This window comes from Mycolicibacterium elephantis DSM 44368 (assembly GCF_004014805.1).
In the GTDB taxonomy this organism is placed as follows: Bacteria; Actinomycetota; Actinomycetes; order Mycobacteriales; family Mycobacteriaceae; genus Mycobacterium; species Mycobacterium elephantis.
Map to the genome: position 1 here is coordinate 44,417 of NZ_ATDN01000024.1, position 26,351 is coordinate 70,767.

A 26,351-nucleotide genomic window follows, 5' to 3' on the forward strand; every position below is an offset into this window, starting at 1 on the left:
GCTCGTCTGTCGTGCCACTGCGCTAGCTCCCGTCGTGCTTGTAGACGCGTCCGCCCTTCATCACGAACCGCACATCAAGTGTGGCCGCGATGTCGACCGACGGATCACCCGGGACGGCGACGATGTCGGCGAGGTATCCCGGGGCCAGACGACCCAGTTCGTCGTCGGCCTCGATGAGCTCCGCGCTGGTGACCGTCGCGGCCCGAAGCGCCTGCATCGGCGTCATACCGCGGTCGACCAGCGCACAGAGCTCTTTGGCGTTCTGCCCGTGCGGGATCGCCGGGGCATCGGTTCCGCACGCGATGCGCACCCCGGCCGCGATCGCCTTGGGCAGCATGGCCTGCGCGCGGGGAAAGACCTCGTTGGCCTTCTTGCGCAGCTCCGGCGCGATCCGGTCGACGGCCATGGCCTCGGTGAGATACGTCGTCGAGACCAGGAACGTGCCGGTGTCGGCCATGAGCTTGATGGTGTCGTCGCTGGCGAGGAAGCCGTGCTCGATGCAGTCGATCCCCGCCCGGATGCAGGCGCGAATGGCGCTGTCCCCCACCGCGTGTGCGGCGACCCGCACGCCGGCTCGATGCGCCTCGTCGGCGATCGCGGCGAACTCCTCGTCCGAGTACTGCTGCGCGCCCGGCGCGGTGCTGTGCGACATCACGCCGCCCGACGCCGACACCTTGATCAGCTTGGCGCCGTGGCGAACCTGATACCGCACGCATGCCCGGACGTCGTCGACGCCGTTGGCAATGCCCTCCGCGACCGACAGCGGCATGATGCCGGGGGCCAATCGCTGAAACACCGTGGGGTCCAGGTGCCCGCCGTAGGGAGTGACCGCGTGGCCGGCGGGATAGATCCGGGGGCCGTCGTGCCAGCCGGCGTCGACGGCGCGTTGCAGTGCGACGTCGAGCAGATAGCCGCCCGTCTTGACCATCAGGCCGAGGTTGCGCACCGTGGTGAACCCCGCGTCCAGCGTGCTGCGGGCGTTGACCGCGCCACGCAGGGTCCGAAACACCGGATCGTCCTGCACACCGTGCATCGGGCTCGGCAGCCCCTCGGGCCCGCCCGGCCCGCCGATGAGCAGGTTCAGCTCCATGTCCATCAGTCCGGGAAGCAGGGTGACATCGCCGAGGTCGAGCTGGGTGGCCGAATCAGGTGGCGGCTCAGCCGGATTGACCGAGACGATCCGGTCGTCCTCGATGACCAGCACGGCGGGCGAGCGCACCTCGCCCGCCACCACGTCGGCCCAGCGCTTTGCGCGCAGGACGGTCAGCCCCGTCATGGAACGGGTTCAGACACACAGTCCAGCCTCGTGGCTCCGGAGTCAGGCACGCGGGGCTGCTTCCAGCACTCGACGGGGAATGACACCATGATCATCGAGTACAGCAGGCGTATCAGGTTGAGCACGTCCTCGGGCATGTCGTCCAACGAGAACTTGTCGCAGTAGGCGATCGCCTCCTCGGCGCGGGGGGTGATCGCGTCGTAGAACGCCTGCATCTCGGGCATGGTGCTGGCCATCCGCTTCTGGTAACGCTCGGGTTCGGTGGCCAGACACCAGTCCGAGAAGCGTTCCAGGTCGGCGAATTCGGGCGGCAGCATCGCAGCCATCGGTATCACACCCCCGCCGTCTTGCGCTGGTAGTCCTCCACCCATGCGGCGGTCTCCTTGTGCAGGTGGCGGATCAGCACCTCCTGGTCGCACAGCAGGAACCTGTCGACCGCCCGGCTCTCCACCATTGTCTGCGTCGCTTCGAGGGTGTTGGCGTCCTGCAGCCCGTACTCCTTGAACGAGACCGCGGCCAGTTCCTGGGCGACGCGCTCGCGCGGGGTGCGCGGCTGCGGGAAGTACAGCGTGCCCTCGAAGATGTGCGTGTTGTGCGACGTCGGCCAGTAGTGGTAGGTCAGATACCAACCCTGGCCCCAGATCAGGATGGTGAAGTTGGGGAACAGCTGGAAGGAGTCCAGGCCCCACGGATCGCACTTGGCGGGGTTGACGCCGTCGGGCATCGGCCCGAGATCCGGTTTGTCCCACGGGCCGAAAAGACCGCTCTGGCAGATGTCTTCGATCGGCTTGCGCATGGTGGGGTCCAACTCCCACGCGCGGATTCCCGACGTGCTGACCAGTCGGTGCGGTCCGTCGATCCGGTAGTGCGGCGCCTCGAAGCCCGCCTCGGCGGCCGCCTTGGAGAACGTCGACGGCGACTGGTTCGCGTGCAGAATCGGCGCGTGGTAGAACTCCTGGAATGCGTCCATGTACAGCTTCCAGTTGGCCTTGACCTCCGAGCGGTACTGCCACCGCGAGGTCATCCGATCGAACGGGTAGCCCTCCAGGCCGGTGACCATCGGACCGAGGAATTCGCGCAGCGACTGCTCGGGTTCGGGCGCGAAGTTGACGAAGATGAACCCTTCCCAGACGTCGCAGTGCACCGGCACCAGCCCGAACCGGCTCTTGTCGAGGTCGAAGAACTCCTCTTCCTGCTGGACGAAGGTCAGGTTGCCGTCGAGGTCGTAGCGCCAGGCGTGGTACTTGCAGGTGAACTGCTTGCAGAACCCGCTGGTCTCCTCCAGCGGCATGTCGTTCCACACCAGCTTGTTGCCGCGGTGCCGGCAGACGTTGTGAAAGGCCTTGACCTCGCCGGCGGAGTTGCGCACCACGATGATCGAGGTGTTGGCGACCTTCAGCTCTTTGGTGAAGTAGCTGCCCTTGCGCGGAAGCTGTTCTGTCCGGCCGACATTCAGCCACGCCCGCTTGAACACCGCCTGGCGTTCGGCCTCGTAGAACTCGGGGCTGATGGAGTCCTCGTAGGACACCGGCTCGGTGCCCAGCTGCGGGTAGTGCTGTGTCCAGCTGCCTTCGGGAGGTTTGGGAAATCGAGCCATTGCATGTTCCTGTCGACACGGGATCGCGGTACACAAAGCCTGCAGCGCTGACCGTATCTGCTCGGGTGGTCAATCGCAAGTAGTTGATACACCGGCGGGCGCGCTCCTCGCCCAAAGGGACATTTGGGCGGGAAAGTGCGAGTAGATCCCGCCAGAACGTCGATCTCGGCGGAGTGTGTCACGGCAGTTTGATCGCCGAGACGTACATATCGACGATCGGCCGGTAGAGGTCGACGTCGTCGAGCTCACTGCCGAGCACGATCGCGTCGCTGGTCGCGATCAGCACCTGGGCGAACGTCAACCGGGGAATCATCAACGTTCCCCCGAGCGAGTTGACCCCGTCGATGATGAACTTGGCCAGCGCCTCGACCACTTCGGATCGTTTGGCGGCCACCCGCTCCCGCGCGTCCGGGTTGCGCAGCAGGTAGAGCGTGAACTCGTGCCCGAGCGCGGCGTGCTCGGCGCCGCGGTCGCGGCTCAGTTCACGCCATCGCTTGGCGATCTCGTCGCGCTCGCGCGCCCCCACCTGGTTCGCCGCCGACATCACCTCGGCGAAGTTGTCAAAGTAGCGCCGCCAGTACCGGTCGCTGACGGCCAGGAACAATTCCTCTTTGGTGGCGAAGTGCTTGTAGATGGCGCCCTTGGTGTAGCCGGCCGCATACGCGATGTCGTCGAGAGTCGCTGCCGTAAAACCTTTTTCGCCGAACACATTCTCCGCGGCGTCCAACAGCAGGGAACGGGTGTGCTCCAGGCGCCGTTCCCGCGTCCAACGCTCGACCATGCGAAAAGTCTGCCACAGGTTTCTGAGAAACCATTGAGTTCGCCAGATACTCATCGGTATATTCACACGGGTCGCGCCACCGATGCGTGACCGAGGAGGCGTGGTGAGCGAACTGTCGAACAAGAAGGCCCCGGCCACCGAGTCGCTGAGCACGGTCGGCCGTCTCGACGAGCCGACGGTACGGCCCTCGAGACGGGTCAAGATCTGGGCCACGGTCGGCGGGCTGATCCTGGTCTTCCAGCTCTACGTCTGGATCCGGTGGATCACCGGGCCGTACTTCACCCCGGTCGACCCGGGCCCGACCGATCCGCCGACGTTCATGAAGGTCGCGCTGATGATGTGGCAGATCGGCTCGCCGGCGCTGTTCCCCGTCGCGATCTGGTGGTTCATCGTGCGGCCGTGGCGACGCGAACGCCGAATCACGTTGGACGGCATGATCATGGTGTCCACCGGGCTGTTCTTCTTCCAGGATCCGCTGCTCAACTACATCAACACCTGGTGCACCTACAACGCGTGGGCGTTCAACAGGGGTTCGTGGGCACCGCACGTTCCCGGCTGGCTCTCGCCCGAACGACCGGGCGCCCAGGTCGCCGAACCGTTGGGCATCAACGTCTCCGGCTACGCGTTCGGCGTGCTGCTGTGCACGATCGTGGGTTGCTGGGTCATGCGCAAGGCCAAGGAGCGGTGGCCGAACCTCGGCACCAAGGGACTGATCGCCGTCGCGGCGGTGTGGGCGTTCTTCTTCGACTTCGTGATGGAAGGCCTCGTCCTGATGCCACTGGGGATGTACACCTTCCCCGGCGCCATCCAGTCGCTGTCGATCAACGCGGGCACCTACTACCAGTGGCCGATCTATGAGGGCTTCATGTGGGGCGGCGTGCAGGCCGCGCTGTGCTGCCTTCGGTTCTTCACCGACGACCGCGGCCGCACCGTCGTCGAGAAGGGACTCGACGACATCCGAGGCGGTTTCGCCAAGCAGCAGTTCGTCCGCTTCCTGGCGATCTTCGCCGCCATCAGCGCGTCGTTCTTCGTCTTCTACATCATCCCCGCGCAGTTCATGGCGACCCACGCCGACCCGTGGCCCGAGGATGTGCAGAAGCGCTCGTACTTCACCTCGGGCCTGTGCGGCGACGGCACCGACCGGCCGTGCCCCGATCCGTCGCTGCCCATCCCGACCAGGCACTCGGGTTACATCAACACCGACGGCGAACTCGTGCTGCCGGAGGGCGTGGAGATGCCCGCGGTCGTACCGCACGAACGGAGCGAATGAGTTGACGACCAACAACAAAGTCGCGGCGATCGAAAACCGTTCGGCCACCCCGTTTTATCGCCCGGTCGCCGACGAGATGGAGGTGTTCCGCGCGGCCGCGCGCCGTGGGCTGCCGGTGCTGCTGAAGGGACCGACCGGGTGCGGCAAAACCCGCTTCGTCGAGGCGATGGCGCATGAACTCGGCCGCGACCTGATCACCGTCGCCGGCCATGAGGACATGACCTCGGCGGACCTGGTGGGCCGGTTTCTGCTCAAGGGCGGTGAAACGGTCTGGGTGGACGGGCCGTTGACCCGGGCGGTGCGCACCGGCGCGATCTGCTACCTCGACGAGATCGTCGAGGCGCGCCAGGACACCACCGTGGTCATCCATCCGCTCGCCGACCACCGCCGCGAGCTACCGGTCGACCGGCTCGCCACGACGCTTTCAGCCGCACCCGGTTTCCAGCTGGTCATCTCCTACAACCCCGGCTACCAGAGCGTGCTGAAGAACATCAAGGAGTCGACGCGGCAGCGGTTCGTCGCGATCGAACTGGACTTCCCGCCGCCGGAGGCCGAGGCCGAGATCGTCGCGCACGAAGCCGGTGTCGACGTCGACACCGCCCGAGCATTGGTCGCCGTCGGCAGCGCCATCCGCAGCATCGACGGCTCACCGCTTCGCGAAGCGTCCTCGACACGGATGCTCATCCTGGCCGGTGGGCTTGCCGCCGAGGGACTCGGACTGCGCAGGGCGGTGCAGGCCGCGGTCGTCGAAGCACTGTCCGACGACCCCGACGTCGTCCGCGCGCTCGGCGAACTCGTCGACGCCGTGCTCCCGGGGACGTGACACGCTCTGATCCGCAAGGGCCCGAACGTTTTCGGCTTCTTGCCTGCTACGTCGTCGGTCGGGCGGTCGATGTGGCGCAGGCCTCCGACGGATGGGCCCACACCGACGGTCAGGTGATCTTCACCTCCGCGGGCGCCTGTACCGACCGGCAACGACGCGAGGTGGTGCTGCAGAGCGCGCTGCTGGCCGCGGGCAGCCTGAAACCCGAGCTCGTCAAAGGGTTACGGGCCCGACCGGGCCTGGCCCGTCGATACCTCGCGCTGGAAGGTCGCCGGACCCTTGCCGAGCTGGCCCGCCGCCTGCCGCTCGCCGCCGCCGTGCACGCCGGTGACGCGCCCACCACGACGTCGGCCGCCGAGTCGCTCGAAACCGCAAGGGGGCGAGGCAAAGTAGCTGACGCCCCGGACTGGTTCGGGGTGATCAAACCTGCCCGACTGCTCCGCGCCGAGGCGATGACCGGCGGCCGGGCGGCCGACGAGGACGTACGCCTGCAGTTCAGCCCCGGCGCTGCTCCAGGCGACGACGACCCGGACGAGGACGACGACGGATCGAACGAGCAGAGCAAGATTCTCAAGCTCTTCGACAATCCGCTCTTCAACTCCGAGGCGGTCGGCGACTTCCTGCGCAAACTGCTCGGTGCCGCCAAGTCGTCCGGCGACGGCCCCGGAGGCACCGACCTGCGTATCGGCGCCGTACGGCGGGCGCGCAGCCCGGATCCGCAGGCCCGTCCGCTGCCCACGCCGATCCGCTTCTTCGACGACGCCGGGCCCGGCGCCACGGTCGGCGTCGGCGGGGCGCTGTATCCCGAGTGGGACACCCACAAGAACCGGTACCGGCCCGACTGGTGCCGCGTCATCGACTATCCGTTGACGACGCACGCCGACGTCTCGGCCGCCGGGGTGATGCGCGACGATGTGTTGCGCCGGCGGTTGTCGCGGATCGGCCTGGGGCCCAAGGTGTTGCGCCGCCGCACCGACGGTGAGGAATTCGACACCGAGGCACTCGTCGATCTGGCCGTCGATCTGCGCTGCGGCTATTCGCCGCCCGAACACATCTACCGCGAGCACCGCAAGATCGCCAGGAACCTGGGGGTGTTGATCCTTCTCGACGCCTCCGGATCCGCCACCGACGCCGATCCGGCCGGCCAGGCGGTGCACGACCATCAGCGGCGCGCGGCGGCCACCCTCGCCGCCACGTTGGAAGACCTCGGTGACCGCGTCGCGGTGTACGCCTTCCGGTCCCAGGGCCGGCAGGCCGTCCACCTGCCGGCGATCAAGACGTTCGATCAGCGCTTCAACGCGCTCAGCCGGGCCCGGCTGAACCGGCTGCAACCCGCCAACTACACCCGGCTCGGAGCGGCGATCCGCGGCGCCGGGGAGATCCTCAAGACCGAAGCAGGCACCCCCAACCGGTTACTGCTCGTGCTGTCCGACGGACATCCCTACGACGACGGCTACGAGGGCCGCTATGCGGAGGCCGACGCCTACCGGGCGCTCGATGAGCTGCGCGCGGACGGCGTTGCGTGCCTGTGCCTTTCGGTCGGCGCCAGCACCACAACCGACGCGCTGGCGCGGGTCTTCGGCTCTGCCAGCCATGCCAGCGCGCCCACCCTGGCCGAACTGAGCCCGCGAATGGATGCGCTGTTCCTGTCGTCCCTCGCCGAACTCGCTGCCCCACTTCCCCGCCGCTCCAGCGCCTCGCCGAGCACCCGGTGAGCACACCCACCGACCAATATCAAGTACTTAACATCTTGGTCGCCGTGCGCTATGACTAGTGGGATGCTCGACGCGGAGAAGATCCTGATCACCGGCGTGACCGGCAAGATCGCGTTTCCCATCGCGCGTGCGCTGGCGCGGCGCAACGAAGTGTGGGGCGCCGCTCGGCTGCGTGATCCGGCCGATCGCGGGCGACTGACCGAAGCGGGCATCATCCCGGTCGCGCTGGACATGAGCACGGGCGACTTCTCGTCGCTGCCCGACGATTTCACCTACGTGTTCCACGCCGCCGTGGACGCCGGTACCGACGACTGGGCCGCCTGCGTGAAGACCAACGCCACACACTCCGGGGATCTGCTGTATCGACAGCGCGCGGCGAAGGGTTTTGTGTTCTGCTCGACGGGCTCGATCTACGCCTACCAGGGGCAGCGTCCGCTGACCGAATCGGATCCCCCGGGCGTGCCGGCCCGGCCCAACTACAGCTTCTCCAAGGTCGCCGCCGAAGCCGTGTGCACGTGGATCGCCACCCGGTACCGGATCCCGCTGACGATCATCAGGATCTGCTCGACGTACGGGCCCGAAGGTGGTGCACCTGCCGACCGGCTCGAAAACATCCTGGCGAGCACGCCGATTCGGCTTCACCCCGACCGGCCGAACAACTTCAACCCGATCTACGAGGACGACTACGTCGAGCTCGGGATCCGGGCCATGGAGGTCGCCGACATCCCGCCGGTGGTGGTGAACTGGGCCGGCAGCGAGACGGTCAGCGCCGAAGAGTACTGCACCTACATGGGCAGGCTGGTCGGTGTCGACCCGATCTTCACCTACACCCCCGAAGCCCACACACCGCTGTGGCCCGACGTCACCCGCATGCATCAGATCCTGGGTCGAACGAAGGTTCCGTGGCGCGACGGGTTTCGCCGGATGATCCAGGCGCGCCACCCCGAAATTCCGCTGGCCCCAGACGAATCCGCGACCGCGGAAGGACCCCTGTGAAACCGCTGCCCGGCACTCCATCGGACCAGGTCGACGGTGTGCTCGCCGCCGGACACGGCGACGTCACCACCTTGTTCGTCTCGATGGCACGGCGTCATCCCGACGGGGCAGACGCCGAATACCTGCGCTGGCACACCCTCGATCACCGGCCCGAACAACACCGGCTCTCGGCCGTGCGCGCCTCGCTGCGGTTGGTGTCGACACCGGAGTGCCGGGCCGCGCGCGCCTCGACACATGACGAGTTCGACGCGATCGATCACGTGATGACCTACTTCTTCACCGACCGAAGCGGGTTGACGGGCTTCAACGAGCTGTCCACGGCCCTGGGTGACGCCGATCGCAAGCTGCCGCTACTACCCCCGGTGCAGCGCGGCGTCTACACGGTGCACACCAAGGTCGCGGTGCCGCGTGTGAGGGTCGGCGCCGACGTGCTGCCGTGGTGGCCGACCCGCGGCGTGTACGTGCTGTTGGAAACCGACGCGCAGGCACCGACACAACTGCTCGACATCGACGGCGTGGCCGGTATCTGGTCGGCGGGGTCCCACTCGGTGCACGCGAACCTGGCCAGCGCCCCTGCGGGCCAGACGATTTCCTACTTCTTTCTCGATGAGGACCCCGTGCGCGTCGCCGAGCGGCTGCGGCCCGCACTGGCAAGGCGCTGGCGCGACGGGGAGGTCGAACCGCTACTCGCCGCGCCGTTCTACCCGGTCGTCCCGTACGAGTGGGACCGCTATCTGCCCTAGGGAGCGCGCATGAGAATCGGCTTGATGATCGGCTCGGACAAGGAGCGGTCCCGCGCCGACCGGCTGACCGGCCTGCTCGAGGACGGTAAAGCCGCGGAGAGCGAGGGCTTCGCCTCGTTCTGGATTCCGCAGGTGCCCGGCTACCTCGATGCGATGACGGTCGTCGCGCTGCTCGGCGGCGTCACCGACAGGATCGAGATCGGCACCGCGGTCGTGCCGATCCAGACCCGTCACCCGCTGATCATGGCGCAACAGGCGCTGACCACCCAGGTCGCGTGCGCGGGGCGGTTCACCCTCGGCATCGGCCCGTCACATCACTGGATCATCGCCGACCAGCTCGGGCTGAGCTATGGCCGGCCCGCACGGCTGGTGCGGGACTACCTCGACGTGTTGGAGGCGGCCTTCGCCGGGCCAGGGCAGGTCACCGTCGCCAACGACAGCTACCGGGTGAGCAGTCCCGTGGACGTCACCGACGCGTTCGACGTGCCTGTGCTGTTGGCGGCGCTCGGGCCGACGATGCTGCGCACCGCCGGAGAGCGCACCGGCGGCACCCTCCTGTGGATGGCCGACGAGCGGGCGATCGGCGATTACGTCGTCCCGCGAATCACCACAGCGGCGGAATCGTCCGGGCGCAGCGGAATTCGCGTGGTCGCCGGAGTGCCAGTCACGCTGTGCGCCGAGCGCGACATCGACCGCGCGCGGACCTACGCCAGCGAGGTGCTCGGCCATGCCGACTTCTCTCCCAACTACGTCCGGCTGCTCGAGCACGGCGACGCCGAGGACGTCGGAGACACCATGGCGGTCGGTGACGAGGCCGCGATCCTGGCGCGGCTGCGCCGTTACCGCGACGCCGGGGTCACCGACCTGGCCGCCAGGGTCGTACCGCTCGGCGAGAACGCGGCTGAGCGCCTGGCCTCTCGGCGGCGCACCCAGGAGTACGTGGCGTCGCTGGTCTCGGAGTTCGATAGTTAGACGAGCGTCAACTATTTCCATCGGTCAAACCGGTGGCTACACTGCATTCGTGCCGAAGCGGGTGTCGACTGCGGTTGCTGACGGTGGTCAACGGCGAGCGTCGTTTCAGCGGGCGCGTTCACACGAGACCAAACGGTCGTTGGTGCAGGCGGCGATGGCGCTGTGGCGCACCAACGGCTACGCGAAGACCACGGTGGCCGATATCTGCCGGGCCGCCGGGGTGTCCAGGGCGTTGTTCTACTTCTACTTTCCGGCCAAGGAGGACATCCTCTTCGAGGTCGGCCTGCTGTCCACCCGCGCCGCACAGCAGAAGGTGCGCTCACTGTTGCGCAACGACTACGACGTGGAATCGGTGATCCGTGACGCGCTGCGCAGCCTGGAACGGTCGATGGCCCGCAACCCGCGCGAACTCGTCATCGAGACGATCCTGGAGGGCTACCGTCAGCACCACCGCATCCTCGCCGGGGAGCGGACGGACGGCAGCGACGCCGACATGTTCGGCGAGCTGTTCACCAAGGCACAACAAGACGGAAAGCTGGCTGCGGACATCGACGTCGACCACCTGTCCCACCTCGCGGGCATGCATGTCAGCGAGGGTGTCCGGCACTGGGCCGCAGGAACTTTCGGCGACCGGTCGTTCGCCGAGGTCGTCACCGCCGACATCGTCGCGCTGATCACCGGATTCAGCACCAGGGCCGGCCGATAACGGCCCGGACACCGAAGGGAGACCGCCATGGCATGGGATTTCGAGACCGATCCCGAGTACCAGAAGGTGCTGGATTGGGCCGACGAGTTCGTCCGCGAGGAGGTCGAACCGCTGGACCTGGTCTTCCCGGACCAGCAGTACGTACCGCTGGATGCCAACCGCCGCAAGGTGATCGACCCGCTCAAGGACGAAGTGCGCCGGCGCGGACTGTGGGCGACGCACCTGGGACCCGAGCTCGGCGGCCAGGGGTACGGGCAGCTGAAGCTCGCCCTGCTCAACGAGATCCTGGGCCGCTCGCAATGGGCGCCGATCATCTTCGGCTGCCAGGCCCCCGACACCGGCAACGCCGAGATCCTCGCGCACTACGGCACCGAGGAACAGAAGCAGCGGTACCTGCGCCCGCTGCTGGACGGTGAGCTGTTCTCGTGTTACTCGATGACCGAGCCGCACGCCGGTGCCGATCCCACCCTGTTCAAGACCACCGCGGTCCGCGACGGCGACGACTGGGTCATCAACGGTCAGAAGTTCTTCTCCTCCAACGCCAGGACGGCCTCGTTTCTGATCGTCATGGTGGTGACCAACCCGGATGTCAGCCCGTACCAGGGGATGTCGATGTTCCTGGTGCCGACCGACACCCCGGGCGTCAACATCGTGCGCAACATAGGGCTCTACGGCGAACCCGAGGGCGAGGGCTCGCACGCCCTGATCCACTATGACAATGTCCGGGTGCCCGCCGATGCACTGCTCGGCGGCGAAGGTCAGGCGTTCGTCATCGCCCAGACGCGCCTTGGAGGCGGCCGGATCCATCATGCGATGCGGACGATCGGGCTCTCACGCAAGGCCCTGGACATGATGTGCGAGCGGGCGCTCAGCCGTGAGACGCAGGGCAGCCGCCTGTCGGAAAAGCAGTTCGTGCAGGGCTACATCGCCGATTCGTATGCCCAGCTGCTGCAGTTCCGGCTGATGGTGCTCTACACCGCATGGGAGATCGACAAGTACAACGATTACAGGAAGGTGCGCAAGGACATCGCCGCGGTCAAGGTGGTCATGCCCTCCGTGCTGCACGACATCGCCTGGCGGGCAATGCAGGTACACGGCGCGCTCGGCGTGACCAACGAGATGCCGTTCATGGGGATGGTCACCGGCGCCGCGGTCATGGGCCTGGCCGACGGCCCCACCGAGGTGCACAAGGCGACGGTCGCCAAGCAGGTACTGCGCGACTATCAGCCGACCGACGACCTGTGGCCGTCGGAATGGACGCCGCGCAAACGCGAAGCCGCACGAGCGAAGTTCGCGGACTACCTCGAGATTGAGGTGGGCAATCTGTGAGCGACCTGGACGTCGCGCGGCTCGCGCAGTGGATGGACGATGCCGGGCTGCCGGGCAGGGACGAACCGCTGCAGACCCGCCTGCTGTCCGGCGGCACCCAGAACGTGATCTATGAACTGCGTCGCGGCGACGAACGCTGCGTGTTACGCATGCCCCCGGCCGGGGCCCCGCCGGACCGTGACAAGGGCATCCTTCGCGAGTGGCGGATCATCGAGGCGCTCGACGGCACCGAGGTGCCGCATACCAAGGCGGTCGGAGTGTGCACCGACTCGACGGTGTTGGGCCGACCGTTCTATCTCATGGGTTACGTGGACGGGTGGTCCCCGATGGGTCTGGACGACCGCCGATGGCCCGAACCGTTCGACAGCGACCGCGAGTCGCGTGCCGGCCTGGCCTACCAACTCGCCGAAGGCATCGCGCTGCTGTCCAAAGTCGATTGGAAAGCCAGAGGGCTGGCGGACCTCGGTCGTCCAGATGGCTTTCACGAACGCCAAGTCGACCGCTGGACAAAGTTCTTCGAGCGGATCAAGGGCCGCGAAATCGACGGCATCGAGGTCGCGACCGAGTGGCTGCGAACCCACCGGCCGCTGGATTACCACCCGGGCCTGATGCACGGCGACTACCAGTTCGCCAACGTGATGTATCGTCACGGCGCGCCGGCGCAACTCGCCGCCATCGTGGACTGGGAGATGGGCACGGTGGGCGATCCGAAACTCGACCTGGCCTGGATGGTGCAGAGTTGGCCGGAGAACACCGACGCACCAACGGAATCCGAGATGAGCTACGTCGATATGCGCGGTATGCCCTCTCGCACACAGGTAGTCGAGCACTACGCCGAGTTGTCCGGCCGCCAGGTCGACGACCTGGACTACTACCTGGTGCTGGCCAAGTGGAAGCTGGCGATCGTGCTCGAGCAAGGCTTCCAGCGGGCCGGTGACGACGAGAAGTTGCTCGCCTACGGACCCGTCATCGTCGAGTTGATGCGGTCGGCGGCCGATCTCGCCGAATCCAGCGACTACAGATGATCCGCGTCGCCGTATGCCCCGACTACGGGGCGCCCGAAGTGGTCCGTATCGAGCAGCGCCCGTCACCTCCGGTGGACGCGGGTCAGGTCAGGGTCCGGGTCAACGCCGCGGCGGTCAACTACCCCGACGTGTTGTTGATCGCCAACCAGTATCAGGTCAGCGTGCCACCGCCGTTCGTGCCCGGCAGCGAGTTCGCCGGCGTCGTCGTGGAATCCGGCGCAGAAGGGTTCGGCGTCGGAGACCGGGTCAGCGGCGCGGGCATGTACGGGGCGTTCGCCGAGGAGGTTGTCGTGCCCGCGGCGAGCCTGTCCCGCACGCCCGACGGCGTCGACGACCGCACCGCCGCCGCGTTCGGGGTGGCATACCGCACCGCCTACCACACGCTGAGGTCGATGGCGCGCGTGCACTCCGGTGACGAGGTCGTCGTGCTCGGCGCGGGCGGCGGTGTCGGGCTGGCCGCCGTCCAACTCGGCGTGCTGCTGGGCGCATCGGTCACCGCGGTCGCCTCCACCGACGAAAAGCTCGCCGCCGCACAGTCCTACGGCGCGGCGAACATCGTCAACCATCGATCGGGCGACCTCCGCGATGCGCTGCGCGACGCCGTACCCGACGGAGCCAGCGCGGTCGTGGACCCGGTCGGCGGTGAGCTAGCCGAACCGGCATTGCGCTCGCTGCGACGAGGTGGACGGTTCGTCACGGTCGGCTACGCCTCAGGCGTAATCCCCCGGATTCCGCTGAACCTGGTGTTGGTCAAGGGCGTTCACGTGCTCGGGTTTCACTTTCAGGACGTGCCGCCCGACGAGTTCGAGCGCAACGAGGCCGAACTGGGCGAGCACCTCGTCAGCGGCCGCGTCCGCCCGCACGTCGGCGCCGTCTACCCCTTGGCGGAAACGGTGCGGGCGCTGCGCCATGTCGCCGACGGCCGCGCCGTCGGCAAGGTGCTCATCGACCTCACCTAGGGCCGTCTTCCGCGAAACTGCATCCCTGCAGGCCGCCACTCGCAGTTTCTCTGCCAGATTGCAGTTTCGCGGTAAAGGTCAGCTGGCCGGAATCAGATCCGACGCAACCGAGGCCATCATGCCGCTGCGGAAGGTCTCGATGTGACCGACACCCACCTCAGCCGCGTCGTCGGCGGCCGAGAGCGCCTTGGCCTTGAAGGCGCGCGCGGCCGCGCTCAACCGGTGCTGGACGGAATCGACGCTGCGATCCAGTTCCGCCGGCAGCCGCTCCCCCCACACGGTCACCTCGGTCGCGCTCTGATCGAGTGCGTTGCGGACATGGGCCAGCACCCGCGGGTCGCGGTCGACGAGATCGGCGGCGACGGCGACGGTCTGCGGGTGGGGCCGGTCTTCCCATGCGCTGAGCACGGAGCCCAGATCGAGTGTCTCGGCGCCGAGAATGTGCAGCGGTCGGACGTCGCCGGGGTTGGCGATCAGAACGGTGACATCCCAGCCGGCCATCGCCCGGTCGTACACCCAGCCGCCCGCGTACTTCACCGCGTCGAGGACGGTGGGAGCGACGACATCGAGCCGGTATCTCATTTCGGGTCCCTGGGTGCGAGTTCGCGAGCCAGTGACTCCGCGTACTCCTTGAACACCTCGCTCAGCGGGATTGATCGATCGAGCAACCATGAGGTCTCCATTCCGGTGATGAAGGCGAGAATTTCCACGGCCTTGTTGGCCGCTTCGACGTCCTTGCGATAAATGCCGTCGCGCTGTCCGCGCTTGATGATCTTGGTGATGATGTCGATGGCGTCGCGGTAGCGCTGGTGCAGCCGGTCGTGCAGCGGCGCTTCGGGCGCGATGTTCTCGACCAGCAGCACGGTGTAGGTGCCGATGAGGTCGGGTGCCCGCTCGAACCGCTCCGGCACGCGGCTGAGCTCGCTGACGAGGTCGCCCGACCGGTAGTCGGCGTGAATGGCATCGTCGGCGTCGCGGGCGTCGAGCACAGCGTTGAGCAGCTGTTCCTTCGACTCGAAGTGGTGCAGGAGACCCGCCGGGGTGACGCCCGCTTCCTTCGCGATCTGGGCCAACGACGTGTTGCGCCATCCGTTGCGCGCCAGCAGTCGCTCGGCCACGGCGAGAATCCGCTGCCGACGGTCCTCGCCCTTGGCGAGGAGCGTCTCGTATGGCCTCGAGCCTGACTCCGTCGTCACGTAAACCTTTCGGTTCAACCAACCTAGTGAACACACAGTAGGTAGGTTTGCCGGCTGTGACAAGGGTCTCAGCGCAAAAAGATTTGGGCGGCCGTCACACCGCTGGTCAGCCCGCGTTGGCCGGCTCCTTCGGCGTGAACTCGATGTGCAGTTCGGTGAGGCCGCGCAGCAGAAACGTCGGCTCGTAGGCATAGCGTCGGTGGCCCGCGGGACCGTGCGCGGCTTCGTCGATCCTGATGTCGTCCATGCGGTCCAGGAGCCGGCGAACGGTGATCTGGCCCTCGACGCGGGCCAGCGGTGCGCCGGCGCAGGAGTGGATGCCGCGGCCGAACGAGAGGTGCTCGCGCACGTTCTTGCGGTCCAGGCGAAACTCGTTCGGGTTGTCGAACTTGCCCGGATCGCGGTTGGCGGCGCCCAGACACAGCATCACGATCGTGCCGGCAGGTAGGTGCATGTCGCCCAGGGTGGCGGTCTTGCGGACGAGGCGGAAGTCGACCTTCGTCGGGGCGTGCATCCGCATCGCCTCTTCGATGAATGCCGGAATGCGCTTCGGCTCGTCCCGCAGTAGCTGCTGGAACTCCGGACGATCACCCAACGTCTGCACGGCCGCGCTCAGCAGCTTGGTGACCGTCTCCTGACCGGCGGCGAACAGGAACGTCGCCGGTTTGACCACTTCGATCAGCTCCGGTGTCGAACCGTCGGGGTAGGCGGCGGTCGCCATCGAGGACAGCACGTCGTCGCGGGGGTCCCGGCGTCGGTCGGCGAGGTAGCCGGCGAACTTGTCATCCAGGTACTGCAGGGGGTCGCGTCCCACCGGCGCGCCGTCGAGTGCCCCCACCTGAGTGCCGTAGCGCTGCTCGACGCCGAGCGCGGCAAGGAACTCGGGGCGATCCTCTTCGGGCACCCCGAGCAGGTCGATGATCGCCGAGGTGGCGAAAGGCTTTGCGTACTCGGCGAGGAACTCGCATCGTCGGTTGGCGATGAACTGGTCGATCTGATTGTCGACCAGCTGCCACATGAAGTCCTCGTTCTCCTTCAGGCGCTTCGGGGTCAGCAGCTTGGTCAGCAGTGACCGGGCCCGCGTGTGCGCGGGAGGATCCATCACGACCAGGTGCTCGTGGATCGGAAACAGGTGGCGATGCGCCTCGATCTGTTCGGTGATGTCGTCGCCGCGCGGCTCGAACGGCAGCGGCGGGAACGGCCCGCCGATCGCGTTGACCGCGGAGAACGAGTCGTGATCTTTGAACGCCGCCAGCACTTCCTGGTAGCCGACGACGGCGACGACTCCGTGGTTGGGTTCACGGACCACCGGGCCCTGTGTGCGCAGGTATTCCCAGTACTCGTAAGGATCCTGGCTGATCGCCTGGTCGGAGAAGTAGTCGACGGATGCGAAATCTGTCACGGACCGGTCCTTTCCGCGCCCACCGCCATAATCTTGGTCGATCGACAAAACTGCTACGATGCGCTATGCGTACCACGGGCCGCGACGGACGGTCAAGCGATCATTCGGGGGTTTAGCGCGATGCCGAGCAAGGCCAAAGCCGCCGACACCGGCGCGCGGCAACGGTTGATCGAGGCGACCGCGCAGATCATGCGCGAGGAGGGCTACGCCGCGGCGACCTCTCGACGCGTCGCGGCGGCGGCCGGCGTCAAGCAGGCCCTGGTCTACTACTACTTCCCGACGATGGACGACCTGTACGTCGAGGTACTGCGCGCCGGCGCTGAAGCATCGCTGCAACGCATGCGCGCCGCCCTCACCGATTCGGACCCGTTGCGCACGCTGTGGTCCATGAACAGCGACCTGCGGCTGACGGGACTGAACACCGAGTTCATGGCGTTGGCCAACCACCGCAAGGCAATTCGCAAAGAGCTCAAAGCGTATGCGGAGCGGGTGCGCGACATCGAGACCGCGGCCGTCACCGTCGCGCTGCGCGCCAGGGGGGTCGACCTCGACGAGTATCCGCCCGTCGCGGTCTCGATGCTCATCGCCCAGACCGCACGCAGCCTGTGCAACGAGAGCGCCGTCGGGGTCCACCTGGGCCACGACGAGCTGCGCGCGTTCATGGAACGTCAGTTGGATCTTCTCGCGGCCGCACTTCCCGCCGCGAAATCCACGACGACGGCCCAGGGCTAGCAGCCGGCCACGCGTCTGAGGCAATTCACCGATCACCGCCGCCGAAATCGACCGGTTGACACCCGAAGGCTGTCGGTGACAAGCTCCTGATCGGTCGACAAATTCAGGGGCCGGAACCGAGGAGGAAACATGCGCGGGCGCGTCGAGGGCAAGGTTGCGTTCATCACCGGGGCGGCACGGGGGCAGGGCCGAAGCCATGCGGTCCGCCTGGCCGAGGAGGGCGCCGACATCATCGCCGTCGACGTGTGCAAGCAGATCAGCAGCAACAGCGACATACCGTGGGCAACACCCGACGACCTCGCCGAAACCGCCGACCTCGTCAAGAATCTGAATCGCCGGATCATCACCGCAGAGGTCGACGTCCGCGACTATGACGCGCTGAAGGCAGTGGTGGACAGCGGCGTGGAACAGTTGGGCCGGCTGGACATCGTCGTCGCCAACGCCGGCATCGGCAACGGTGGCAACACGCTCGACAGGACCAGCGAGGACGACTGGCGCGACATGATCGACGTCAACCTGTCCGGCGTCTGGAAGAGCGTCAAAGCCGCTGTTCCGCACATTCTTTCCGGTGGACGTGGGGGCTCGATCATCCTGACGAGCTCGGTCGGCGGCCTCAAGCCGTATCCGCACACCGGTCACTACATCGCCGCCAAGCACGGCGTCATCGGGCTGATGCGCACCTTCGCCGTCGAGCTCGGGCAGCACTCGATCCGGGTCAACGCGGTCTGCCCCACCAACGTGAACACACCGCTGTTCATGAACGAGGGAACGATGAAGCTGTTCCGTCCGGACCTAGAGAACCCCGGCGTCGATGATCTCGCCGTCGCAGCGCAGTTCATGCATGTGCTGCCCGTCGGCTGGGTCGAACCACGCGATGTGAGCAACGCGGTGCTGTTCCTGGCCTCCGACGAATCGCGTTATATCACCGGCCTTCCCGTCACGGTCGACGCCGGCAGCATGCTCAAATAACGGCGAGCGCTGCCGTGACCGCGGTCATCGGCCGTCGACAACGACCCCGGCAGCGCGCTCGATGGGTTTGATGACCGCGGTGAAGTCGGAGTCGGCGCCTTCTGCGCGCAGCGTGGCCTCCCATTGCTCGGCGACGGCCGCCGCGATCGGGCCGACGATGCCGAGCCGCTGGGCCTCTTCGAGGTAGAGCCGGACGTCCTTGACCATGAGACCGGTGGCGAAGCCGTAGTCGAAGGTGCGGGGCAGGACCGACCGGGGAAACTTGTCCCGGCTGGCGTGGGTCCCGCCGGAGCCGGCGTTGAGTACGTCGATCATCAGGTGCGGATCAAGACCGGCCTTGACGCCCATGACGACGACTTCTGAGGTCGCGGCCAACGCGGCTGCCGCCATCAGGTTGTTCAGCAGCTTCATCGTCTGAGCCGAACCCGGCTTGTCACCGACGTAGATCGCGCGGCCCAGGGTTTCGAAAACCGGTGTCAACGCCTCGAACTCGGCGTGTGACCCGGACACCATGAGCGTCAGGGTGCCGTTGGTCGCTCCGGCCACCCCGCCGCTGACCGGGCTGTCCAGAGCTGCGATGCTCTTCGCCTGCAACGCCTGATGGATGGTGCGGGAGACCTCGCTGCCGACGGTCGACAGATCGACGAACCGCGTTATCCGGGCGCCGTCCGCGGCCCCGCGCGCCACCTCGAGCGAGGCCTGCGGAGTCGGCAGGCTCACGAGCACCGTGTCAGCGGCATCGGCCACCTCACGAGGTGACGATGCCGGCTGCGCACCGAATTCGACCGCGGCGCGTACCGCGTCGCCGCGGGTGTCGTACACGACGAGCTCGTGGTCGGCCCCGACGAGGCGCCGGGCCATCGGTAACCCCATGCGGCCCAAGCCGATAAGCCCCAGCGTCACGTTATTGTCCTTGTTTGCTGTCCACGGCGGCGAACACCTCGCGGGCCTGCCGGAAGCTGTCGACGACCGCGGGAACGCCGGCGTAGACGGCGACTTGCAGGAATATCTCGCGGATCTCCTCGCGTGTCACACCGTTGTTCAACGCACCACGGATGTGCGTGCGCAACTCGTGCGGTCGATTGAGCACCGAGATCATGGCCAGGTTGAGCATGCTTCGCGTCTTGCGCGGCAACTCATCCCGCCCCACACCGCTCCCCAGCAGTACTCGGTGACCAAATCTTGCATGGGCTTGTTGAACTCGTCGGCGTCACGGGTGGCGCCGGTGACGTAGTCCGTGCCCAGCACCTCGGCGCGGATTCTGGATCCCTTGTCGAAGGTATGCTGGTCCATTCCGCTCCGTTTCGCCGTCCGAGATGTGTCAGAGGCCCAGCGATTTGGCGATGATCACCTTCATCACCTCGCTGGTGCCCGCGTAGATGCGGGCCACCCGCGCGTCGGTGTAGAGGCGCGCGATCGGATACTCCATCATGTAGCCGTAACCACCGAACAACTGCAGGCAGCGATCCACCACCCGGGCCTGCATCTCGGTGCAGAACAGTTTCACGCGTGCGGCGTCGGCTCCCGAGAGTTCGCCTTCGACGTGCAGGCTCACCGCACGGTCCAGCATCGCCTGGGCGGCTTCGACTTCCGTCGAACACGCCGCCAACTCGAACTTCGTGTTCTGGAAGGAAGCCACCGGAGTGCCGAATGCCTTGCGGTTCTTGGTGTAGTCGATGGCCGCGGCGATCGCCGACCGCGCCTGACACACCGATCCGACGGCGACCGTCAGCCGTTCCTGGGGCAGGTTGTGGCCGAGGTAGCCGAACGCCTCGCCCTCCTCCCCCAGCATGTTGGCCGCCGGCACCCGCACGTCGACGAACGACAGCTCCGCGGTGTCTTGGACCTTGCAGCCCATCTTCTCCAGCTCACGGCCTCGGGTGAACCCCTCCATGCCGTCCTCGACGACGAACAACGTCAGGCCTTTGCGGCGGTTGTCCGGGTCGGTCGAGGTGCGCGCCACCACGATCACCAGGTCGGCCTGCATGCCGCCGGTGATGAACGTCTTGGCGCCGTTGAGGATCCACTCGTCGCCGTCGCGTACCGCGGTGGTGCGCATACCCGCCAAGTCTGACCCGGTGCCCGGCTCCGTCATCGCGATGGCGGTCAACAACGTGCCTGCCGCGAGGCCGGGGAACCACCGCTCGCGCTGATCTTCGTTCGCGTAGTGCAAGAAGTACGGCAGGATCACCTCCAACTGGGTGCGCACGGTCGACAGAGTGACCAGCGCACGAGCCGCCTCCTCCTGCAGCACCACGTTGTAGCGGTAGTCCGGTGTGCCGCCGCCCCCGTACTCCTCGGGGATCGCCATCCCGAGCATGCCCAGCGCGCCCATCTGCTTGAAGACGTCGCGGGGCATCCGGCCGCCCTTCTCCCACTCCGGATAGTGCGGAACCACCTCCTTGTCGACGAAGTCGCGCGCCAGTTCGCGGAATGCCTCGTGGTCGTCGGTGAACAGGTCTCTGCGCACGCGGTGTCCTTCCTTCGCGATGAGTTCTCGCCCGACCGCTACGCGATGAGCTCTACCAGGGTGGCGTTCGCGGTGCCGCCACCTTCGCACATCGTCTGCAACCCGAACCGAATCCCGTTGTCGCGCATGTGATAGAGCATGCGGGTCATCAGCACCGCACCCGAGGCACCCAACGGATGGCCCAGGGCGATCGCTCCACCCAACGGGTTGAGCTTGTCTGCGTCGGCACCCGTCTCGGCAAGCCAGGCCAGCGGCACGGGGGCGAAGGCCTCGTTGACCTCGAACACGCCGACTTCGTCGAGCGCGACGCCTGCCTTACGCAGGACCATCTCGGTGGCCGGGATCGGCCCCGTCAGCATCAGTACGGGATCGGCGCCGGTGACCGCCCCGGCGCGGTAACGCGCCAACGGCCGCAACCCCAGCGCGATCGCGTTCTCGGCCGTCATCACCAACAGCGCCGCCGCCCCGTCGGAGATCTGTGACGAGTTGCCGGCGTGGATGACGCCGTCCTCCTGAAACGCGGGCTTGAGCCCCGCGAGCTTCTCGACGGTGCTGCCCCGCCGCACACCCTCGTCGGCCACCACCGGCTCACCTCCGGTGAACACCGGCATGATCTGCGCCTCAAAAGCGCCGCTGTCCTGCGCGGCGGCGGCCAGTTCGTGTGAGCGCACCGCATACTCGTCGAGTCGGGTCCGCGAGAACCCCCACTTCTGCGCGATCATCTCGGCCGAGATGCCCTGGTTGAACGAGAAATCCTTATAGCGGTCAAGAACTTTCGGGCCGTACGGCATCCCGGTGGCCCGCGCGGCGCCCAGCGGCACCCGGCTCATCACCTCGACGCCACCGGCGATCACCACATCCTGCTGACCCGACATCACGGCATGGACCGCGAAGTCCAGCGCCTGCTGGCTGGACCCGCAGGCACGGTTGACCGTCGTGCCGGGAATCTTCTCCGGCCACCCCGCGGCCAGCACCGAGTACCGACCGATGTTGCTGGACTGGTCACCGACCTGGGAGACGCAGCCCCACACCACGTCGTCGACGATGTCGGGTTCGATGCCGGCCCGCTCCACCAGCGCGTTGAGCACGATCGCGGACAAGTCTGCCGCGTGTATCTCAGACAGCCCGCCGTTGCGTTTCCCGACGGGGGTGCGAACCGCCTCGACGATTACGGTTTCACGCATCTTGTCACTCCGATCTCGGCACGGCCCATCGACCCGTGAACTTTGCCGCTCGTTTCGCGGCGAACGCCGCGTATGCCTCCGTTGCGTCCTCGGTGGCGAAGTTACCCGGTTGAGCCCGCGCCTCGTTGGCCAACGCCTCCCGCAACGTCACGTTGGCGCCGTCGTTGAGCAGCGCCTTGCTTTGCGCCAGCGCAACCGGTGGTCCCGCCGCAAGCCGATCGGCCAGCTCGGCGACGAAAGCGTCGATCTCCTCCGCCCTCTTGACCCAGGTCACCAGGCCCAGCGCCCGCGCCTCCTCGGCGTCGATGGTGTCGGCCAGCAGCACCAATCGCTTGGCCTGCTGCAGACCGACCAGCTTGGGCAGCAGCCATGAACCGCCGAGGTCCACGGACAGGCCCCGGTCGGCGAAGATCTGGCAGAACTGCGATTCGGGCGTGGCGACGACGAAGTCGCAGCCCAGCGCCAGGTTCCAGCCGGCGCCGACGGCCACGCCGGTCACCTTCGCGACGGTGGGCACGGTCAGCTCGTGCAGGGCGAGAGCGACCTCGGTGAGGCGGCGCAGCTTGTGTCGCGGATGGATGTCCTCCGGCGTCGAGATGTCGGCGCCCGAGCAGAACGCCCCACCCGCTCCGGTGATCACCAACGCCCGAAGTTCGGTGTCCCGCGCGGCCGCACGCAGCGCGTCGGCCAACTCCTCCCACAGCTGTGGGTTGATCGCGTTCTTGCGGGCCGGCCTGTTCAACGTCAGCGTGCGAACGCCACCGGTGTCGGTCGACAACAGCACGGGTTCGAGGTCGCCGGCCATCAGCGGTACGCCGGGCCGATCACACCGCGCTTCCGCAGCACGGCGATCTGGTCGTCGTCGATGCCGAGTTCGGCGAGCACGGAGTCCGTGTGCTGGCCCAACCCCGGAACCGCACCCATGGGTTGCTCGAATCCGGCGATGACGGAGGGCGGCAACAGCGCCTGGATCGGACCCGCCGGTGTGTCGACCTCGCGCCACCGGTTCCGTGCGGCCAGGTGCGGGTGCGCTACCACCTCGCTGGGCAGGTTGTAGCGCGAATTGCCGATGCCCGCGGCGTCGGCGATCTCCTGCACTTCGGTGAGCTTCCGCCGGCTGCACCAGTCGGCGATGGCCTCGTCGAGGACGGCCCGGTTGGCCACTCGGTCGGCGTTGGTTCGGAACCGGTCATCATCGGCTAAATCGTTGCGCTGCAGGATTTCCCGGGCGAAGCGCTGCCATTCCCGGTCGTTGGTGGTGCCGAGCACCACCGTCTGCTTGTCGGCGGTGACGTAGGCGCCGTAGGGCGCCACGGCAGGCGAGCCCATGCCCAGCGGCACCTGGTCCACACCCGAGTGCTGGGTGTAGGTGAGCTGATAGCCCATCACGTCCATCATGGTGTCGAACAGGCTGACCGCGACGCTGCCACCGCCCGTCCGCCGGCCGGTGTCACGCGAATACAGCATGGCCATGATCGAAAGCGCCGCGTGCAGGCCCGCGGAGACATCGGCGACCGGGGGCCCGGGTTTGGCGGGCGCGCCGGCCTGGCCGGTCACCGCGCACGTGCCCGATTCCGCTTGGATCAAAAGGTCGTAAGCCCGCTTGTGCGACAACGGTCCGCCCGGACCGTATCCGTCGATCTCGACGGCGATGACGCCGGGATGCCGCGCTTCCATCTCCGCGGGCGTGATACCGAGCCGACCGGTCGAGCCCGGCGTGAGGTTGGACACCAGCACATCGGCGTTGTCCAGCATTCGGTGCAGAATATCCAGGCCCTCGGTGGTTTTCAGGTCGACCGTCACCGACTCCTTGTTGCGGTTGCACCACACGAAGTGGGCCGCGAGGCCGTTGACCACGTCGTCGTAATGGCGCGCGAAGTCCCCGCCGTTGGGGTTCTCCACCTTGATGACGCGCGCACCGAAATCGGCGAGCGTCCTGGTGCACATCGGCGCCGACACCGCCTGTTCGAGTGTCACCACCGTGATTCCGGACAGCGGTGCCTGCGGTTGTGACGTCATCACATCACCATGCCGCCATCGACCGGCAGCACCTGTCCGGTGATGTAGGACGCCGCGTCGGAGGCCATGAACACGAACGCGCCGGCCACCTCGGCCGGCTCGGCCCACCGCTTCATCGGGATGCGGTTCATCATGTTGGCCGCGAACTTCTCGTTGGTGCGGATGGTCTCCGTCATCGGTGTCGCCGCGAGCGGCGCCACGGCGTTGACCGTGATGCTCTTGGTCGCCAGTTCGCGGGCAAGGGATTTGGTGAATCCGATGATGCCCGCCTTGGCCGCCGAGTAGTTGACCTGGCCGAGGGTGCCGGTGAGGCCCGCGGCCGACGTGACGTTGACGATACGGCCTTTGCCGTCGGTCGGGATGTGTGGCAGCGCCGCCTGGGTCACGTTGAACGCGCCCATCACGTGGATGTCGAAGAGCAGCCGGAACGACTCCTGGGTGGTCTTCGGAAACATCGCCGGCATGGTGACACCGGCGTTGTTGACGACGATGTGCAGTTCGCCACCCGTGAGCGCGGCGGCCTGCGCCGCCGCCGCATCGGCCGATTCCCGATCCGAGACGTCGAGACCGGCGGCTTCCGCTCGGCCGCCGGCGCTCGAAATGCGTTCGGCGACCGCGGCGGCACCATCCTTGTCGACGTCAGTGACCAGCACAGCCGCCCCGGCGTCGGCAAGCGCGGTGGCGACCGCCGACCCGATCCCACCCGCGGCGCCGGTGACCAGCGCTGATCGTCCGGTGAGGTCGAAATAGCCTGTCATCAATAGCTCCTCGGCATTCCAAGCACGTGTTCGCCCAGGAAGTTCAAGATCATCTCCTGGCTGACCGGCGCGATCTTCATCAGGCGGGACTCGCGGAAGTACCGCGACACGTTGTACTCCTCGGAATACCCCATCCCGCCGTGGAGCTGCAGGGCTCGGTCGGCGGCGGCGAAGCCGGCGTCGGCGCACAGGTACTTGGCCGTATTGGCCTCGCGCCCACACGGTTTGCCGTTGTCGTACAACCATGTAGCCTTGCGCAGCACCAACTCGGCCGCGTCGAGCCGGGCCAGCGAGTCGGCCAGCGGGAACTGCAGCCCCTGGTTCATGCCGATCGGCCGGTTGAACACCACCCGTTCGTTGCCGTACTTGACTGCCTTCTCCAGAGCCACCCGCCCGATGCCCAGCGCCTCGGCAGCGATCAGCATCCGTTCGGGATTCAGCCCGTCGAGGATGTACTTGAACCCCTTGCCCTCCTCACCGACCCGGTGCTCGACCGGGACGATGAGATCGTCGATGAACACCTCGTTGGAGCTCACCGCGTTTCGGCCCATCTTGTTGATCGGCCGAATGTCCACGCGGTCGCGGTCGAGGTCGGTGAGGAACAGCGTCATGCCGTCGGTCTTCTTGGTGACCTCGTCGTAGGGGGTGGTGCGGGTCAGCAGCAGGATCTTCTCCGACTCCAAAGCCTTGGAGATCCAGACTTTTCGCCCGTTGACGCGGTAGTGGTCACCTTCGCGCTTGGCGAACGTGGTGATGCGGGAGGTGTCCAGGCCCGCGCCCGGTTCGGTGACCCCGAAGCAGACGTGCAGATCGCCGTTGACGATGCGGGGCAACGTCGCTGCCTTCAGTTCGTCCGAACCGTGCTTGACGACGGGCTGCATCCCGAAGATCGACAGGTGGATGGCGCTGGCGCCGTTCATCGCCGCCCCGGAGCGGGCGACCTCTTCGAGAAGCAGAGTGGCCTCGGTGATGCCCAGGCCGTGGCCGCCGTACTCCTCGGGGATGGTCATGCCGAGCCAGCCGCCTTTGGCGATGGCGTCGTAGAACTCCTGCGGGAACTCGTGAGCCTGGTCCTTCTGCATCCAGTAGTGGTCGTCGAACTTGCCCGCCAATTCGGCGACGGCCTCGCGGATCAATTCCTGATCCTCGGTCAGCTCGAAACTCATCCCGTTCGACACTGCTCACTCCTCCACTACGTCGTCGGCACAGCCGAGTGCGCCGGTGCGTTCGAGCCATCTCCCGCACCGGCGCACAGTCAGCCCGTGAATCCGCTCAGTCCGTGTTGCCGGTCACCTGCTTGGCACTCGCGGCGAAATCCGTGAACGACGCACCGGTCTTTTCCTTTTTTGACAGGGCTTTGATGGAGACATCATGACCCTCGGCGGCCTTCCTCAAGGCGCCGACGGTGGCTTGGTCTTTGGGAATGTGG

General features: G+C 66.9%; 26 protein-coding genes and 2 pseudogenes. 12 read left to right on the plus strand and 16 right to left on the minus strand.

The genetic code is table 11. From position 1 onward, the window contains the following. Window positions 1–22 precede the first annotated feature (22 nt). From MELE44368_RS17400 to MELE44368_RS17415, 4 genes are all read right to left on the minus strand, one after another. Entirely contained in the window at window positions 23–1,276 is a 1,254-nt protein-coding gene (locus MELE44368_RS17400; protein WP_128109639.1) for a metal-dependent hydrolase family protein, read from the minus strand. After that, window positions 1,273–1,602 carry a hypothetical protein gene (locus MELE44368_RS17405; RefSeq protein WP_128109640.1) on the minus strand — a complete coding sequence of 110 codons (330 nt, stop codon included), beginning with the start codon at window positions 1,600–1,602 and terminating at the stop codon, window positions 1,273–1,275. Before MELE44368_RS17405 ends, MELE44368_RS17400 begins: the two co-directional genes overlap by 4 nt. Window positions 1,603–1,607: 5 nt before the next feature. Continuing rightward, window positions 1,608–2,873, minus strand: coding sequence for an aromatic ring-hydroxylating oxygenase subunit alpha (locus tag MELE44368_RS17410; protein WP_128109641.1), 1,266 nt, complete (start codon window positions 2,871–2,873; stop codon window positions 1,608–1,610). Window positions 2,874–3,051: 178 nt separating this feature from the next. Continuing rightward, a complete protein-coding gene (locus tag MELE44368_RS17415; protein WP_128109642.1) occupies window positions 3,052–3,654 on the minus strand; it encodes a TetR/AcrR family transcriptional regulator in 603 nt (200 codons plus the stop codon). A 103-nt stretch (window positions 3,655–3,757) separates the two neighbouring features. Between MELE44368_RS17415 and MELE44368_RS17420 the strand changes: the two genes are divergently transcribed. The 10 genes from MELE44368_RS17420 to MELE44368_RS17465 all read left to right on the plus strand — a co-directional run bounded on the left by MELE44368_RS17420 (window position 3,758) and on the right by MELE44368_RS17465 (window position 14,192). Next, window positions 3,758–4,924, plus strand: a complete 1,167-nt coding sequence (locus MELE44368_RS17420; RefSeq protein WP_128109643.1) for a spirocyclase AveC family protein — start codon at window positions 3,758–3,760, stop codon at window positions 4,922–4,924. A gap of 76 nt (window positions 4,925–5,000) precedes the next feature. Further along, window positions 5,001–5,747 (plus strand): CbbQ/NirQ/NorQ/GpvN family protein, encoded by a 747-nt coding sequence (locus MELE44368_RS17425; RefSeq protein ID WP_128109662.1) that lies wholly within the window; start codon window positions 5,001–5,003, stop codon window positions 5,745–5,747. Continuing rightward, window positions 5,744–7,462 carry a nitric oxide reductase activation protein NorD gene (locus MELE44368_RS17430; RefSeq protein WP_128109644.1) on the plus strand — a complete coding sequence of 573 codons (1,719 nt, stop codon included), beginning with the start codon at window positions 5,744–5,746 and terminating at the stop codon, window positions 7,460–7,462. Before MELE44368_RS17425 ends, MELE44368_RS17430 begins: the two co-directional genes overlap by 4 nt. Before the next feature lie 63 nt (window positions 7,463–7,525). Then, entirely contained in the window at window positions 7,526–8,458 is a 933-nt protein-coding gene (locus MELE44368_RS17435; RefSeq protein ID WP_128109663.1) for an NAD-dependent epimerase/dehydratase family protein, read from the plus strand. Beyond that, the gene (locus MELE44368_RS17440; protein WP_128109645.1) at window positions 8,455–9,201 is read left to right on the plus strand and encodes a hypothetical protein; all 747 of its coding nucleotides are present in this window, start codon (window positions 8,455–8,457) and stop codon (window positions 9,199–9,201) included. Before MELE44368_RS17435 ends, MELE44368_RS17440 begins: the two co-directional genes overlap by 4 nt. 9 nt (window positions 9,202–9,210) lie before the next feature. Next, window positions 9,211–10,173 carry a TIGR03564 family F420-dependent LLM class oxidoreductase gene (locus MELE44368_RS17445; protein ID WP_128109646.1) on the plus strand — a complete coding sequence of 321 codons (963 nt, stop codon included), beginning with the start codon at window positions 9,211–9,213 and terminating at the stop codon, window positions 10,171–10,173. A 49-nt stretch (window positions 10,174–10,222) separates the two neighbouring features. After that, on the plus strand, window positions 10,223–10,879 hold the full coding sequence (locus tag MELE44368_RS17450; protein ID WP_206613794.1) for a TetR/AcrR family transcriptional regulator: 657 nt from the start codon (window positions 10,223–10,225) through the stop codon (window positions 10,877–10,879). Window positions 10,880–10,906: 27 nt separating this feature from the next. Further along, a complete protein-coding gene (locus MELE44368_RS17455) occupies window positions 10,907–12,208 on the plus strand; it encodes an acyl-CoA dehydrogenase family protein (RefSeq protein ID WP_128109647.1) in 1,302 nt (433 codons plus the stop codon). A gap of 32 nt (window positions 12,209–12,240) precedes the next feature. Beyond that, window positions 12,241–13,233 carry a phosphotransferase family protein gene (locus MELE44368_RS17460; RefSeq protein WP_128109665.1) on the plus strand — a complete coding sequence of 331 codons (993 nt, stop codon included), beginning with the start codon at window positions 12,241–12,243 and terminating at the stop codon, window positions 13,231–13,233. Then, window positions 13,233–14,192, plus strand: coding sequence for an NADPH:quinone oxidoreductase family protein (locus MELE44368_RS17465; RefSeq protein WP_128109666.1), 960 nt, complete (start codon window positions 13,233–13,235; stop codon window positions 14,190–14,192). Before MELE44368_RS17460 ends, MELE44368_RS17465 begins: the two co-directional genes overlap by 1 nt. A gap of 78 nt (window positions 14,193–14,270) precedes the next feature. Here the strand turns inward: MELE44368_RS17465 and MELE44368_RS17470 are convergent, their stop codons facing one another. The 3 genes from MELE44368_RS17470 to MELE44368_RS17480 form a co-directional block, all read right to left on the minus strand. Next, the gene (locus MELE44368_RS17470; protein ID WP_128109648.1) at window positions 14,271–14,774 is read right to left on the minus strand and encodes a hypothetical protein; all 504 of its coding nucleotides are present in this window, start codon (window positions 14,772–14,774) and stop codon (window positions 14,271–14,273) included. Next, window positions 14,771–15,388, minus strand: coding sequence for a TetR/AcrR family transcriptional regulator (locus tag MELE44368_RS17475; protein WP_241566667.1), 618 nt, complete (start codon window positions 15,386–15,388; stop codon window positions 14,771–14,773). The genes MELE44368_RS17470 and MELE44368_RS17475 overlap by 4 nt, the downstream gene beginning before the upstream one ends. A gap of 106 nt (window positions 15,389–15,494) precedes the next feature. After that, window positions 15,495–16,790: a cytochrome P450 gene (locus MELE44368_RS17480; protein WP_128109650.1), complete on the minus strand. Its 1,296-nt coding sequence runs from the start codon at window positions 16,788–16,790 to the stop codon at window positions 15,495–15,497. Between the two features lie 120 nt (window positions 16,791–16,910). Here MELE44368_RS17480 and MELE44368_RS17485 point away from each other — a divergent pair, with 120 nt between their 5' ends. Both MELE44368_RS17485 and MELE44368_RS17490 read left to right on the plus strand, forming a co-directional pair. After that, window positions 16,911–17,522: a TetR/AcrR family transcriptional regulator gene (locus MELE44368_RS17485; RefSeq protein WP_128109651.1), complete on the plus strand. Its 612-nt coding sequence runs from the start codon at window positions 16,911–16,913 to the stop codon at window positions 17,520–17,522. Between the two features lie 129 nt (window positions 17,523–17,651). Beyond that, window positions 17,652–18,491 carry a mycofactocin-coupled SDR family oxidoreductase gene (locus tag MELE44368_RS17490; RefSeq protein WP_128109652.1) on the plus strand — a complete coding sequence of 280 codons (840 nt, stop codon included), beginning with the start codon at window positions 17,652–17,654 and terminating at the stop codon, window positions 18,489–18,491. A 24-nt stretch (window positions 18,492–18,515) separates the two neighbouring features. Here the strand turns inward: MELE44368_RS17490 and MELE44368_RS17495 are convergent, their stop codons facing one another. From MELE44368_RS17495 to MELE44368_RS27170, 9 genes and pseudogenes are all read right to left on the minus strand, one after another. Further along, window positions 18,516–19,394, minus strand: coding sequence for an NAD(P)-dependent oxidoreductase (locus MELE44368_RS17495; RefSeq protein WP_128109653.1), 879 nt, complete (start codon window positions 19,392–19,394; stop codon window positions 18,516–18,518). Window position 19,395: 1 nt separating this feature from the next. Further along, window positions 19,396–19,784, minus strand: a pseudogene (locus MELE44368_RS17500) (carboxymuconolactone decarboxylase family protein). A 28-nt stretch (window positions 19,785–19,812) separates the two neighbouring features. Further along, a complete protein-coding gene (locus tag MELE44368_RS17505; RefSeq protein ID WP_128109654.1) occupies window positions 19,813–20,961 on the minus strand; it encodes an acyl-CoA dehydrogenase family protein in 1,149 nt (382 codons plus the stop codon). A gap of 38 nt (window positions 20,962–20,999) precedes the next feature. Next, window positions 21,000–22,145, minus strand: a complete 1,146-nt coding sequence (locus MELE44368_RS17510) for a thiolase family protein (protein WP_128109655.1) — start codon at window positions 22,143–22,145, stop codon at window positions 21,000–21,002. Between the two features lie 4 nt (window positions 22,146–22,149). Then, window positions 22,150–22,950, minus strand: coding sequence for an enoyl-CoA hydratase/isomerase family protein (locus MELE44368_RS17515; RefSeq protein WP_128109656.1), 801 nt, complete (start codon window positions 22,948–22,950; stop codon window positions 22,150–22,152). Further along, window positions 22,950–24,164: a CaiB/BaiF CoA transferase family protein gene (locus MELE44368_RS17520; protein ID WP_128109657.1), complete on the minus strand. Its 1,215-nt coding sequence runs from the start codon at window positions 24,162–24,164 to the stop codon at window positions 22,950–22,952. Before MELE44368_RS17520 ends, MELE44368_RS17515 begins: the two co-directional genes overlap by 1 nt. After that, on the minus strand, window positions 24,164–24,922 hold the full coding sequence (locus MELE44368_RS17525; RefSeq protein ID WP_128109658.1) for an SDR family oxidoreductase: 759 nt from the start codon (window positions 24,920–24,922) through the stop codon (window positions 24,164–24,166). The genes MELE44368_RS17520 and MELE44368_RS17525 overlap by 1 nt, the downstream gene beginning before the upstream one ends. After that, window positions 24,922–26,088: an acyl-CoA dehydrogenase family protein gene (locus tag MELE44368_RS17530; protein ID WP_128109659.1), complete on the minus strand. Its 1,167-nt coding sequence runs from the start codon at window positions 26,086–26,088 to the stop codon at window positions 24,922–24,924. Before MELE44368_RS17530 ends, MELE44368_RS17525 begins: the two co-directional genes overlap by 1 nt. Before the next feature lie 106 nt (window positions 26,089–26,194). Further along, window positions 26,195–26,351 (minus strand): annotated as a pseudogene (locus MELE44368_RS27170) (amidohydrolase family protein); the annotation flags it as partial.

Excerpts from the sequence above, each read along its gene's own strand:
- MELE44368_RS17530 (WP_128109659.1), bottom strand. The coding sequence starts at position 26,088 with ATGAGTTTCGAGCTGACCGAGGATCAGGAATTGATCCGCGAGGCCGTC.
- MELE44368_RS17405 (WP_128109640.1), bottom strand. The coding sequence starts at position 1,602 with ATGGCTGCGATGCTGCCGCCCGAATTCGCCGACCTGGAACGCTTCTCG.
- MELE44368_RS17525 (WP_128109658.1), bottom strand. The coding sequence starts at position 24,922 with ATGACAGGCTATTTCGACCTCACCGGACGATCAGCGCTGGTCACCGGC.
- MELE44368_RS17490 (WP_128109652.1), top strand. The coding sequence starts at position 17,652 with ATGCGCGGGCGCGTCGAGGGCAAGGTTGCGTTCATCACCGGGGCGGCA.
- MELE44368_RS17415 (WP_128109642.1), bottom strand. The coding sequence starts at position 3,654 with ATGGTCGAGCGTTGGACGCGGGAACGGCGCCTGGAGCACACCCGTTCC.
- MELE44368_RS17470 (WP_128109648.1), bottom strand. The coding sequence starts at position 14,774 with ATGAGATACCGGCTCGATGTCGTCGCTCCCACCGTCCTCGACGCGGTG.
- MELE44368_RS17510 (WP_128109655.1), bottom strand. The coding sequence starts at position 22,145 with ATGCGTGAAACCGTAATCGTCGAGGCGGTTCGCACCCCCGTCGGGAAA.
- MELE44368_RS17410 (WP_128109641.1), bottom strand. The coding sequence starts at position 2,873 with ATGGCTCGATTTCCCAAACCTCCCGAAGGCAGCTGGACACAGCACTAC.
- MELE44368_RS17485 (WP_128109651.1), top strand. The coding sequence starts at position 16,911 with ATGCCGAGCAAGGCCAAAGCCGCCGACACCGGCGCGCGGCAACGGTTG.
- MELE44368_RS17515 (WP_128109656.1), bottom strand. The coding sequence starts at position 22,950 with ATGGCCGGCGACCTCGAACCCGTGCTGTTGTCGACCGACACCGGTGGC.
- MELE44368_RS17455 (WP_128109647.1), top strand. The coding sequence starts at position 10,907 with ATGGCATGGGATTTCGAGACCGATCCCGAGTACCAGAAGGTGCTGGAT.
- MELE44368_RS17445 (WP_128109646.1), top strand. The coding sequence starts at position 9,211 with ATGAGAATCGGCTTGATGATCGGCTCGGACAAGGAGCGGTCCCGCGCC.
- MELE44368_RS17520 (WP_128109657.1), bottom strand. The coding sequence starts at position 24,164 with ATGACGTCACAACCGCAGGCACCGCTGTCCGGAATCACGGTGGTGACA.
- MELE44368_RS17400 (WP_128109639.1), bottom strand. The coding sequence starts at position 1,276 with ATGACGGGGCTGACCGTCCTGCGCGCAAAGCGCTGGGCCGACGTGGTG.
- MELE44368_RS17435 (WP_128109663.1), top strand. The coding sequence starts at position 7,526 with ATGCTCGACGCGGAGAAGATCCTGATCACCGGCGTGACCGGCAAGATC.
- MELE44368_RS17425 (WP_128109662.1), top strand. The coding sequence starts at position 5,001 with ATGGAGGTGTTCCGCGCGGCCGCGCGCCGTGGGCTGCCGGTGCTGCTG.
- MELE44368_RS17460 (WP_128109665.1), top strand. The coding sequence starts at position 12,241 with ATGGACGATGCCGGGCTGCCGGGCAGGGACGAACCGCTGCAGACCCGC.